Origin of the sequence: uncultured Marinobacter sp. (assembly GCF_947488835.1) — a bacterium.
GTDB lineage: Bacteria > Pseudomonadota > Gammaproteobacteria > Pseudomonadales > Oleiphilaceae > Marinobacter.
Window position 1 is genome coordinate 47,564 of the sequence record NZ_CANLBK010000007.1, and the last position, 12,913, is coordinate 60,476.

Here is a 12,913-nt window from a genome sequence, read left to right on the forward strand (position 1 = left end):
ACCGTCATGCGGATATCGGCGGTTTTCCTGAAATTGCTATAGCCCCCTTGTTTCGATACCTTACAAACCCAACTATTTATTCCTGTTTGCAAGGTTCCACGAGGCCGTAGCGAAAAACAGCGAAAAGCGCCTCCGAAACCTGCCACATCCTGTCTAAAAAGAGGGTAATGCCTTTATGGCTCAGTACGTATACAGCATGAATCGCGTAGATAAGGTGGTTCCACCCAAGCGCGAAATCCTCAAGGATATTTCCCTGAGCTTCTTCCCGGGTGCCAAGATTGGCGTACTCGGCCTGAACGGTTCTGGTAAATCCACCCTTCTACGCATTATGGCGGGTGTGGACCAGGATTACATCGGTGAAGCCCGCCCCCAGCCCGGCATCAAAGTGGGATACCTGCCCCAGGAGCCGGAACTGGACGATACCAAAACCGTCAAGGAGATTGTCGACGAGGCAGTTTCTGAAGTGCATGACGCACTGGCTGAGCTCGACCAGGTTTATGCAGCCTACGCTGAACCGGATGCGGATTTCGATGCACTGGCCAAAAAGCAGGGCCAACTGGAAGCACTGATTCAGGCCACCGATGGCCATGACATCGAACGCAAAATGGAAGTTGCAGCAGACGCCCTGCGTCTACCCGCCTGGGACCAGCCGGTAAAGAACCTCTCGGGTGGTGAGCGCCGCCGTGTAGCTCTATGCCGCCTGCTCCTCTCCGGCCCGGACATGCTGCTGCTCGACGAGCCCACCAACCACCTGGACGCAGAGTCCGTGGCCTGGCTGGAACGCTTCCTGCACGATTATGAAGGCACTGTGGTTGCCATCACTCACGACCGCTACTTCCTTGATAACGTAGCTGGGTGGATTCTGGAACTCGACCGTGGCCAAGGTATCCCGTTTGAAGGCAACTACAGCCAGTGGCTGGAGAACAAGCAGCAGCGCTTGAGCACCGAAGCCAAACAGGAAGCCTCACACCAGAAGGCCATGAAGCAGGAACTGGAGTGGGTACGCAGTAACGCCAAAGGCCGCCAGTCCAAGAGCAAGGCCCGCCTTGCCCGCTTTGAAGAGATGAGCTCCCAGGAGTTCCAGAAGCGCAACGAGACCAACGAAATTTATATTCCACCCGGACCCCGCTTGGGCGACAAGGTCATCGAGGTGGAAGGTATCAGCAAAGCCTTTGGTGACCGACTGCTCTACGAAGATGTGTCCTTCACGGTGCCACCCGGCGCAATCGTCGGCATTATCGGCGGTAACGGTGCGGGTAAGTCCACCCTGTTCCGCATGATCGCAGGCCAGGATGAACCTACTTCGGGCAGCATTGCTGTGGGCGAAACGGTTAAGCTGGCATATGTAGACCAAAGCCGTGACCTCGATGGTTCGAAAACCGTGTGGGAGCTCCTTAGCGAAGGCCAGGACATCATTAAGGTCGGGAACTACGAGACCCCATCGAGAGCGTACGCCGGCCGGTTCAACTTCAAAGGCTCCGATCAGCAAAAGCGCGTTGGTGACTTGTCTGGTGGTGAGCGTAACCGCCTGCACCTGGCCAAACTGCTAAAAGAAGGCGGCAACGTGTTGCTGCTGGACGAACCAACCAACGACCTGGACGTGGAAACTCTGCGCGCTCTGGAAGAAGCTCTGCTGAACTTCCCTGGTGCAGCCATGGTTATCTCGCACGACCGCTGGTTCCTCGACCGCGTCGCGACACACATTCTGGCGTTTGAGGATGATGGCGAGGTGGTGTACTTCGAGGGTAACTTCGCGGAATACGATGAAGACCACAAGAAACGCAAAGGGGATTCCGCGATGGTGCCCCAGCGCATGAAGTACAAGAAGCTGGCCTGATGGCAAAAGCCAAAACCGCCTATGTCTGCACCGAGTGCGGTGCAGACTATTCCAAGTGGCAAGGCCAGTGCACGGCCTGCCACACCTGGAACACCGTCAGCGAAGTTCGTGGCATCAGTAGCAATACCAAAGGTGCCCGCGGCGTTCGCTTTGAAGGTTTCGCCGGCAGTTTGTCGGCAGTCCAAAGCCTGAACGACGTAAGCCTATCCGAGCAGGAGCGCATCAGCACCGGAATGCAGGAGTTCGACCGGGTTCTTGGTGGCGGGCTTGTGGAAGGCTCTGCCGTATTAATGGGCGGTCATCCCGGAGCAGGCAAAAGCACGCTACTGCTTCAAGCCGTTTGCCATTTGGCGGCCAGCGTTCCAGCGATTTATGTCACCGGTGAGGAGTCTCTGCAGCAGGTTGCCATGCGGGCAAGGCGCCTCGGTTTGCCCACCAGCGATCTGAAAATGCTCTCTGAGACCAGCGTTGAGCGAATCATTCAGGTAGCAGAGGCGGAAAAACCACGAATTCTGGTGATAGACAGTATTCAGGTTATGCATGTGGCGGACACAGAATCCGCACCCGGTTCGGTTTCGCAAGTGCGTGAGAGTGCAGCGTACCTGACCCGCTTTGCCAAACAAACAGGCACAATTTTGTTTCTGGTTGGCCATGTCACCAAAGATGGCAGCCTTGCCGGGCCCAAGGTGTTGGAGCATATGATCGACTGCTCCATTCTGCTGGAAGGCTCAAGCGACAGCCGTTACCGCACTCTGCGAGGCATCAAGAATCGCTTTGGCGCGGTGAACGAGTTGGGTGTCTTTGCAATGCTGGAACAGGGTTTGAAGGAAGTTAAAAACCCCAGTGCGATTTTCCTGAACCGTGGCGAAGGGGCCGCACCCGGAAGCGTGGTTATGGTGGTTTGGGAAGGCACCCGGCCGATGCTGGTGGAGATTCAGGCACTGGTGGATATGGCTCAGGGTGGATACCCGAGGCGAGTGGCGGTTGGTCTGGATCAAAATCGCCTTGCGATGCTTCTTGCTGTTTTGCACCGGCATGGCGGTTTGCATGTGTCGGATCAAGATGTGTTTGTGAACGTGGTAGGCGGCGTGAAGGTTAATGAGACCAGTGCGGATTTGGCGTTGCTGGCTGCTGTTGTTTCTTCGTTTCGGGATCGGGCTTTGCCGCAGGATTTGGTGATTTTTGGGGAAGTTGGGTTGTCTGGGGAGATTCGGCCGGTGCCCAGTGGTCAGGAGCGGATTAATGAGGCCGCAAAGCATGGGTTTACTCGTGCTCTAGTGCCCAAAGCCAATGCGCCGCGTAAGGCTATTCCAGGGATGAAGGTGATTCCGGTGACCAAGCTTAGTGAGGCGATTACCGCCTTGGAGGAGCTTTGATACTTGCGCCCTCAAACCGCTGACTTTCATGGTTTGGCGGGATTGGGGAAGGGTTTCCAAAAACCGCTACGAGCACATCCATGTGCGCTTGTCTTCGGCCGTCCTTGGCCTTCGACATTTTTGGAAACCCTTCCCCAATCCCGCCTGCTAACTCTGCAATTTGTCGTCCGAAAAGCCATGGGTGACTAATCAATCAGGTGCGCCAACTCCCTCTCGAGAAGAACCTGACCCCCTAGGTTTAACTCAACAAGTCGCCTCAGGTGCGTTGCGCTCTCCAGGTCTATGTACTGGCATTTGAAGCCAAGCCTATGGGATTCGATGTGTTTTAGCTCCACCGCCATAACAATTCCCACCTTCTCTCCGTCAAGATGAATAACCACCTCGCAAGGTTGGTTCAAGGGCACATCCCAGCTTTGCGGGCGCTTGACCAGCACGCCTTTCAGGGAGATATCCAGCACCTCGGTTGTCCACAGGCTATCAAGGGCATGGAGCTCACACGGGGCATCAAAGCTTATGCGGTGGAACTTCCTTTTTTCGGATGTTGTGGTGGGCAAGGGGCTGCTCCATTTTTATTGTCGGGACATCTGATACGACTATAGCCGGAACGGAGGCACGCATCCATACTGGCTTTAGGCCGCAGCAGTCCGAATCCAAGCGGGAGGATGGATTAACAATCCTCCCCGTTTTCCTCTTGGCATCGTGGGTCGAGGTCTGTTGCCATGGGAGCGGCATCTGGCAGGGGGACGAATTTTTCCTTTTGTTCTTCGGGTGCGGCCGGTCTCTTGTATACGCGCATGAGCACATACATGGCGTAGATCAATGCCACTGCCGACTCAAACACGAAGAAGCTGAAGGGGCCAGAAACTGCCATGAGTCCTGCTGCGAGTAGTGGCCCGAGGGTGGCGCCTATGGAGTGGATCATCAGCAGGCGACCGGAGGCGGCAACGTAGTATCTGCGCTCGAGCCGATCGAAGCTTTCTGCCACGCAGAGCGGGTAGATGCTGCTCATTACGCCGCCAAAGAACAGAGCCAGTATCAGTAGCGTGGCAAAGGGTACGCCTGAAGCGAGCAGGCTCAGCAATACGGCCCAGGAGCCGCCAACCAATATAAGCGCAACCGACATAACCAGTCGCCGGTCAAGCCTGTCTGCCAACGCGCCAATGGGTAGCTGGAAAACCAAGCCGCCCAGAACTACCACGCTCATGAACATGGCGGATTCAGCCACGCTCAGGCCGATTCTACGGGCGAAGACCACGCCCAAAGCATAGAAAGAGCCAATCATTACCCCCGACACCACTGCCCCGACCATGCCAACCGGTGATGCTGCATAAAGAGTTTTCAGATTGAGTGCGCGGCTTTCGCTGAGATTTGGCTCTCCCAGGCTGGTCATGGCAACGGGTATTAGAGACAACACGATCAGAGCTGCCGCCAGCATGAAGAGGTCGGGAGCCTCTGGATCAGCAAGGTTAACCATTGTTTGGCCGGCAGCGATGGCCAGGTAATAGGCGAGCATGTAAAAGCCGAGAACTCGCCCTCGGGTTTCGTTGCTGCTTTTGGTATTCAGCCAGCTTTCGATTGTGGCCGTTAAGCCGGCAATACAGAAGCCGTTAATGATGCGGAGGACAACCCATGCTGTGGGATGGGTGAAGGCTGTGTAAGCCAGGGTGACTGCAGCGGTTAACGCTGCAAAAACGGCGAATGCGCGGATGTGCCCGATACGAAGGATTACCCGCTTTCCGCGCAACCCCCCAAGCCCGAGGCCAAAGTAGTAGGCCGCCATGATCGCCCCGATCAGCGCTATCGGATAGCCCGCCGCTTCCATTCGAAGTGGCAGAACAACGCCGAGCAGGCTATTGCCGGCAATCAGAGCGGCCGTACCACCCAACAGGGGACGTACCGAGACAAGAATCTCGCTTACGCTTCGAACCATTATCCGGTAGTCACCCATTGGCTCAGCTCATTTTAGCTGTGGTATTCCGGGCTCAATTCAACAACGGCTTCAATGAAGGCTTTGGCGTTCTCGGGTTTCACTTCGGGAGTGATACCGTGACCGAGGTTGAAGATGTGGCCTGGGCCAGAGCCATAACGGCGCAGGATGTCACCCACCTCTTCGCGGATTCGTGCCGGTGATGCATACAGCATAGTCGGGTCCATGTTGCCCTGCAGAGCTACGCGGTCGCCGATACGAGCACGGGCATCACCGATATCTGTGGTCCAATCCAGCCCAACAGCATCGGCTCCGGTATCTGCAATAGACTCCAGCCACTGACCACCATTTTTGGTGAACAGAATCACTGGAACGCGGCGACCATCGTGTTCACGGATCAGGTTATCCACGATCTTCTGCATGTAATTCAGCGAGAACTCTTTGTAGGCCCAAGTGCTCAAGAGCCCGCCCCAAGTGTCAAATATCTGAACAGCCTGGGCGCCTGCCTTAATCTGGCCATTAAGGTAATCAATTACGATATCGGCAAGCATGTCCAGCAGGCGGTGCATAACCTCAGGCTCGCTGTACATCAGCTTTTTAGCTTCGCGGAAATCCTTCGAGGAGCCGCCTTCAACCATGTAGGTTGCCAGTGTCCAAGGACTTCCGGAGAAGCCAATCAACGGCACTCGGCCATTGAGCGCGCCACGGATAGTGGACACTGCGTTCATCACATAATCGAGGTCGGTTTCTGCCTTAATTGCCGGCAGGGCATCCAGGTCTGCTTTCGAGCGAATGGGGTGTTTGAACTTGGGGCCTTCACCCGTTTCAAAATACAGCCCCAGGCCGAGAGCATCCGGAATAGTGAGGATATCTGAAAACAGAATCGCGGCATCCAGCGGAAAACGCTCAAGTGGCTGAAGCGTTACTTCGCAGGCCAGAGGCGTGTTCTTGCACAAGCTGAGAAAATCGCCAGCCTTCTCCCGGGTAGCGCGATACTCGGGCAAATAACGGCCGGCCTGGCGCATCATCCATACCGGGGTACGATCAACAGGCTGGCGCATCAGCGCGCGCAGAAAGCGGTCATTCTTCAACTCGGTCATAGGGATCCCAACGTTGTCTCTTTCAGATGGTCTTTGTAGAACGAAAGCAATGATACCCCGTTTGCCATAATAAAAAAGGCCGGCTTACCCTTAGTCAGCCGGCCTGTCGAGTCTTGGTACAACCCTAATCAAATATCGAGATAATCCATTATGCCTTCGGCTGCCTGGCGGCCCTCCCAAATTGCTGTCACCACCAGATCTGAACCCCGAACCATATCGCCACCGGCGAATACTTTGGGATTGCTGGTCTGGAAGCCGAACTCTGCCTTTTCGGGGGCGGTTACTCGGCCAGAATCGTCGATATTGATTGCGTGCTCTCCAAACCAATCCGCCGGGCTCGGCCGGAAGCCGAAGGCGACCAATACCGCATCTGCCGGTATCACTTCTTCGCTGCCGGGAACCACTTCCGGCCGACGACGGCCATTTTCGTCCGGCTCGCCGAGCTGCGTCGACACTACCTTTACGCCCTCAACCTGTCCCTCACCAACAATCGCAATGGGCTGGCGATTAAACAGGAATTTCACACCCTCTTCCTTGGCGTTGGACACTTCACGACGCGAGCCTGGCATGTTGGCCTGATCGCGACGATAGGCACAGCTCACGCCTTCTGCCTGTTGACGAATGGACGTCCGGTTACAATCCATTGCGGTATCACCGCCACCCAGAACCACCACACGCTTGCCTTTCATATCAATGAACTCTGAAGCGTCTTTTTCAAACCCGAGGCGACGATTCACGTTGGACACGAGGAAGGGCAAGGCATCATAAACGCCCGGTAGGTCTTCGCCCGGGAATCCGCCCTTCATGTAGTTGTAGGTACCCATCCCCATGAACACGGCATCGTATTCATCAAGGATGTCTTGCATCTGAATATCCTTACCCACTTCAGTGGACAAACGGAACTCAACACCCATCTCCTCAAACACCTGGCGCCGGCGAGCCATAACGGACTTTTCCAGCTTGAATTCGGGGATCCCAAATGTGAGCAGGCCGCCGATTTCCGGATAGATATCGAACACGACCGGTTTCACACCATGGCGAACCAGCACATCGGCACAGCCAAGGCCTGCCGGGCCAGCGCCAATTACGGCCACCTTTTTATCAGTCCATTTGACAGCAGACATATCCGGCTTCCAGCCCAAAGCAAACGCCGTATCGGTGATGTATTTTTCAACCGATCCAATGGTCACGGCACCGAACCCGTCATTCAACGTGCAAGCGCCTTCGCACAGGCGGTCTTGTGGGCAAACACGACCACAGACTTCGGGCAGCGAGTTGGTTTGATGACACAACTCAACCGCCTTCATGATATTGCCTTCCGCAACCAGCTTCAGCCAATTGGGAATGTAGTTGTGAACCGGGCATTTCCATTCACAATAGGGATTGCCACATTCCAGACACCGGTGAGACTGAGACGCCGCACTATCTGCAGTGAACGGGTGGTAGATTTCACCAAATTCTTTTTTGCGTTTCTTCGCAGGGACCTTTTTCGGATCTGCGCGACCTACTTCCACAAACTGAAAATCGTTGTTTAGTCTTTCTTTCATATTGGCGTTCTCATCAACTCGATTTCGACAAGGGCTACCCCAATTGGCAACCCCGAACCCTCGCAAGTATCCATTCTCAAAACGAAGCGCTTATTCAGGCCGCGCACGGGTGCTTGCAAGCAGGCTGCGCAAACTTGCAGCCTTGGGTTTCACCAGCCAGAAGCGGCCGATGTAGTCGTCGAAATCTTCAAGAATATGCTCGGCCCAAACACTGCCGGTTTCCGATATGTGCTCACGAATCACGCTGCGCAGATGGTTGCGGTAGGCTTCCATTTCTTCACGGGAGATGCGCTGGATTTCCACCAATTCGTGGTTGTATTTGTCTACAAACGTATTGTCCATATCCAACACATACGCGAACCCGCCCGTCATACCGGCACCAAAGTTGGGGCCTGTAGAACCCAGCACAGTGACCAGCCCGCCGGTCATATACTCACAGCAATGATCACCCGCGCCTTCAACAACTGCGTGGGCGCCGGAGTTGCGCACAGCAAACCGCTCACCAGCCGTTCCAGCCGCAAACAGCTTGCCGCCGGTGGCTCCGTAGAGACAGGTGTTACCGATGATCGCGGTATTCTGGGATTCGAAAACACTGCCGCGGGGTGGCTTGACCACCAGCTTGCCGCCAGTCATGCCTTTGCCGACATAGTCGTTGGCATCGCCCTCAAGAATCAAATTAAGCCCGCCAACGTTCCAGACACCAAAACTCTGGCCCGCAGTACCCACAAGACCCAGGGTAATCGGAGCATCGGCCATTCCCTGATTACCGTGCTTTGCGGCAATTTCACCGGAAAGTCGCGCACCGATCGAACGGTCGCAGTTGGTTACGCGGTAATTCCAGGCACCACCGGTTTTGTCTTCAATGGCTGGCGCAATGGCTTTTAGCATCTTTTCGGCCAGCAAGCCTTGGTCGAACGGCAAGTTGCGCTCGACCTGACAGGTCTGAGGCTTGTCAGCCGAAATATGGTCATTGGACAGCAACCGTGTGAGGTCAAGCTGCTTCTGTCGCTCGGTATCGCCTGGCAAGCGAACAAGAAGATCCGTTCGGCCAACAAGCTCTTCCAACGTGCGCACACCCAATTTGGCCATCCACTCACGGGTTTCTTCCGCGACAAAGCGGAAGAAATTCATGGCCATTTCCACTGTGCCTTTGAAGTGCTCTTCCCGTAGATTTTCATTCTGGGTAGCAACGCCGGTTGCACAGTTGTTCAGGTGGCAGATACGCAGATACTTACAGCCCAGCGCCACCATGGGGGTGGTGCCAAAACCAAAACTCTCGGCGCCAAGAATGGCAGCCTTCACCACATCCAGGCCTGTTTTGATGCCGCCATCTGTTTGTAGCCGAATCTTTCCACGCAAATCATTGGCGCGCAGCGCTTGCTGGGTTTCGGTCAACCCGAGTTCCCAGGGCGAGCCTGCATAACGTATGGATGCCAAAGGACTTGCCGCCGTGCCACCGTCGTATCCGGAAACGGTAATCAGGTCGGCATACGCCTTCGCCACGCCGGCCGCGATGGTGCCAACACCGGGCTCAGAGACGAGTTTTACAGAGACCAGAGCTTGTGGGTTGACCTGTTTGAGATCGAAAATCAGCTGCGCCAGATCTTCGATAGAGTAAATGTCGTGATGGGGCGGTGGCGATATCAAGGTAACGCCGGGCACAGAATAGCGCAGCCGTGCAATCAACTGATTAACCTTGCCACCGGGTAGCTGCCCACCCTCACCTGGCTTGGCTCCCTGAGCAACCTTGATCTGCATAACATCGGCACTGCGCAGATATTCTGCGGTCACACCAAAGCGACCAGACGCCACCTGTTTGATTTTGGAACGCTTCATGGTGCCGTGACGAGCAGGATCTTCACCACCCTCACCGGAATTGGAGCGGCCACCAAGTGTATTCATAGCCACGGCCAAGGCCTCATGAGCCTCTGGCGACAAGGCGCCAAGTGACATGGCTGCCGAGTCGAACCGGGTAAATATGCTCTCTACGGGCTCAACGTCGGAAAGTTCGATGGCGTCGATCCCTTCGCGAAAACCGAACAAATCCCTGATCGACGCGACCGGGCGCTCATTAACCAACGCCGCATATTCTTTGTAATGCCCGTAGCTGCCACTGGTCACCGCCTCCTGCAGCTTGGTGACTACGTCCGGGTTAAAGGCATGGTACTCCTGCCCGTGAATGTATTTAACCAAACCGCCCGGCGTGATCGGCTTGCGCGGCTTCCACGCTGTTACTGCCAACTGTTCCTGGTCTTGCTGCAAATCGAAAAAGCTTGCGCCCTGAATGCGACATGCAACGCCTTTGAAGCACAAATCGGCAACGTCATCCGCCAGACCAATCGCTTCAAATAGCTGCGCGCCCCGGTAGGAGGCAATGGTGGAGATGCCCATTTTGGACAAAATTTTCAGCAGGCCCTTGTTGATCCCTTTGCGATAGTTATTCTTCGCCTCGATAGGATCCATCAACAGTTCGCCGGTCCGGATCAAATCGTTAAGAACCTGATATGCGAGATAGGGATAGACCGCGGTGGCGCCAAAACCAAACAGCACCGCAAAATGATGGGGGTCCCGTGCCCAGCCAGTTTCCACGATGATGTTAGAATCACAACGCAGACCTCTTGCCGCCAAGTGATGGTGAACCGCGCCTGTTGCCATCACTGAGCTCACCGGCAGCTCGCCCTGCTTCAAATCTTTGTCTGAAAGAATAAGTAGCACTTTGCCATTGCGAACGGCTTGCTCCGCCTCATCACAAACACGGCGGATAGCCTGCTCGAGCCCCTGCTCCGGCAGGTAGCTCATGGAAATCCGCGCCACGGCAAACCCCGGGCGCTCATTATTGGCAATGCGAAGAAACTTGGCTGGCGAAAGAACCGGTGTCGTCAGGATAATTCTGTCTGCGTGCTCTGCTGTTTCCTCAAAGACATTACGCTCAGCACCCAGACAGGTTTCCAGCGACATCACAATGGCTTCACGGAGTGGGTCAATCGGGGGATTGGTTACCTGGGCAAATTTCTGGCGAAAATAGTCCGCCACATGCCGAACCTTGCTGGACAATACTGCCATGGGCGTGTCGTCCCCCATAGAGCCCACAGCTTCCTGGCCATTTTCCGCGAGCGGTCGGAGGATCTGATCACGCTCCTCATAGGACACCATGAACATTTTCTGGTGTACCAGAAGATCGTCGGCATCCATTAACCGGAATTCCGGCGCCTCCTGGGTGAGTGTTGCTTCCACTCGCAGCGCATTTTCGCGCAACCAGCGCCTATAGGGCTGAGCCGTTTTGAGGCGTTGATCGATATCCCGGGTGTGCAACACTTCACCGGTTTCCGTATCGATCGCCAACATTTGTCCCGGGCCTACCCGGCCTTTGGCAACCACATCCTCCGGCTGGTAACCGTAGGTACCAATCTCTGATGCCAGGGTAATGAAATCATCCTTGGTAACCACCCAGCGCGCAGGACGCAAACCATTCCTGTCCAGCATGCACACAGCATAACGGCCATCCGACATAACCAGTCCGGCAGGGCCATCCCATGGCTCCATGTGCATCGAATTGTATTCGTAAAACGCCCGCAACTCTGAATCCATGGTGTCGACATTCTGCCAAGCTGGTGGAATCATCATGCGCGCAGCCCGGAACAGGTCCACGCCGCCCGCCAGCAGAATCTCCAGCATATTGTCCATGCTTGAAGAATCAGAGCCCGCAAGGTTCACAAGAGGCTGCAGTGTTTTCAGATCCGGCAGGCTTGGCGAGCTGAACTTGGCGGCACGAGCAATAGCCCAATTCCGGTTGCCGTCGATGGTGTTAATTTCGCCATTGTGAGCCAGAAAACGAAACGGCTGGGCCAAGGGCCAAAGCGGCATGGTATTGGTGGAAAAGCGTTGGTGAAACACGCAAATGGCAGTAGCGAAATCGGGATCACCCAGATCCTTATAGAAATTCGCCAGATCCGCCGGCATCATCAGCCCTTTATAGGCAAGGGTGCGGTGGGAAAGACTGCAAATATAAAACTCGGAATCATCCGCCATATCCCGCTCGGCATGGCGACGCCCAACAAACAGGCTGATGGCAAATTCCTGCTCTGACTTGCCTGCAGGCGTTACGAAAACCTGCTCTATCCGGGGCATGCAATCCAAAGCCATTGGCCCAAGGCAACTGTCATCTACCGGAACCTCGCGCCAGCCCATAACTGCAAGGCCTTGGTCGGTCAAACAGCTTTCCAGAGCTTGCCGACCTTTTTCAGCCTTTGCAGGTTCCTGGCTCAGGAACACCTGGCCTACGGCAAACAAGCCATCAGGCTCTTGGCCGAATGCCTTTTTGGCCGCTTTCTTCAGGAACGTTTGGGGGCTTTGTATTAGGAGACCGCAACCGTCACCGGTTTTGCCATCGGCGGCGATACCACCTCTGTGCGTCATGCAGGTAAGCGATTCAATGGCCGTTTGCAGCAGTTTGTGGCTGACCTCGCCTTTCATGTGGGCGATTAGTCCAAACCCGCAGTTATCTTTGAACTCGTCGGGGTGATACAGACCTGATTTCATAAGCGCCCTCTTGCATATTTATGCATCTTTGCCGGCGACTTCGCACCAAAAAAGTGCACAAAATCAGCCGACGCTAAAAAAATGGGGCAGCGATTATACGCACGTATAAATACGTACTCAAACACATTTTATTTTATCTTTTCTGGACGGAAATGGGGGAAAATTATTTTCGTCTTCAGAATCATAGGGTTACCCTTCAGTACCGGCAGATCACAAACCTTCAGTTGTTCGCACCCAAGGCGTGCCCGATATCAGTGCACGGGGCAAACTGGTCGCAGCCTTCTGTGCTTCTTCCTTGGTTGCGTAGCTTCCGTGAAGAACCATGAACCAAGGCTCGCTCTTTCGCTCTCCCTTGGTATAAACCAGCTCAGTGAGAGAGGGGTAGCGGGCAATAACATTCAGTGCCGTTTGCTCAAGATTTCCAGCCACTAACTGAATAGTCCAACCTTTACTGCGGCTGCGCATCTGCTCAATGCTTACATATTTACCGGCATTTTTTGGAATGAAACGAGGCTCAGGCTCAGGCTCAGGCTCAGGCTCAGGCTCAGGCTCAGGCTCAGGCTCAGGCTCAGGCTCAGGCTCAGGCT

The 12,913-nt window shown here is 55.0% G+C and carries 8 protein-coding genes; 2 read left to right on the forward strand and 6 right to left on the reverse strand.

Translation table 11 applies throughout. From position 1 onward, the window contains the following. Positions 1–175: 175 nt before the first annotated feature. Positions 176–1,837: an energy-dependent translational throttle protein EttA gene (gene ettA / locus Q0824_RS17035; protein ID WP_298453615.1), complete on the forward strand. Its 1,662-nt coding sequence runs from the start codon at positions 176–178 to the stop codon at positions 1,835–1,837. Next, positions 1,837–3,213, forward strand: coding sequence for a DNA repair protein RadA (gene radA / locus Q0824_RS17040; protein ID WP_298453618.1), 1,377 nt, complete (start codon positions 1,837–1,839; stop codon positions 3,211–3,213). Before ettA ends, radA begins: the two co-directional genes overlap by 1 nt. A 185-nt stretch (positions 3,214–3,398) precedes the next feature. Here the strand turns inward: radA and Q0824_RS17045 are convergent, their stop codons facing one another. From Q0824_RS17045 to Q0824_RS17070, 6 genes are all read right to left on the reverse strand, one after another. Beyond that, complete coding sequence (locus Q0824_RS17045) at positions 3,399–3,767, reverse strand: PilZ domain-containing protein (protein ID WP_298453620.1); 369 nt, start codon at positions 3,765–3,767, stop codon at positions 3,399–3,401. Positions 3,768–3,880: 113 nt separating this feature from the next. After that, complete coding sequence (locus Q0824_RS17050; protein ID WP_298453624.1) at positions 3,881–5,161, reverse strand: MFS transporter; 1,281 nt, start codon at positions 5,159–5,161, stop codon at positions 3,881–3,883. Positions 5,162–5,175: 14 nt separating this feature from the next. Beyond that, the gene (gene hemE / locus Q0824_RS17055; protein ID WP_298453627.1) at positions 5,176–6,240 is read right to left on the reverse strand and encodes a uroporphyrinogen decarboxylase; all 1,065 of its coding nucleotides are present in this window, start codon (positions 6,238–6,240) and stop codon (positions 5,176–5,178) included. A 128-nt stretch (positions 6,241–6,368) separates the two neighbouring features. Further along, a complete protein-coding gene (locus Q0824_RS17060; RefSeq protein WP_298453631.1) occupies positions 6,369–7,787 on the reverse strand; it encodes an FAD-dependent oxidoreductase in 1,419 nt (472 codons plus the stop codon). Between the two features lie 90 nt (positions 7,788–7,877). After that, the gene (gene gltB, locus Q0824_RS17065; RefSeq protein WP_298453634.1) at positions 7,878–12,326 is read right to left on the reverse strand and encodes a glutamate synthase large subunit; all 4,449 of its coding nucleotides are present in this window, start codon (positions 12,324–12,326) and stop codon (positions 7,878–7,880) included. Between the two features lie 210 nt (positions 12,327–12,536). Continuing rightward, the coding region (locus Q0824_RS17070; protein WP_298453637.1) for an SPOR domain-containing protein at positions 12,537–12,913 on the reverse strand (377 nt) is incomplete at its 5' end.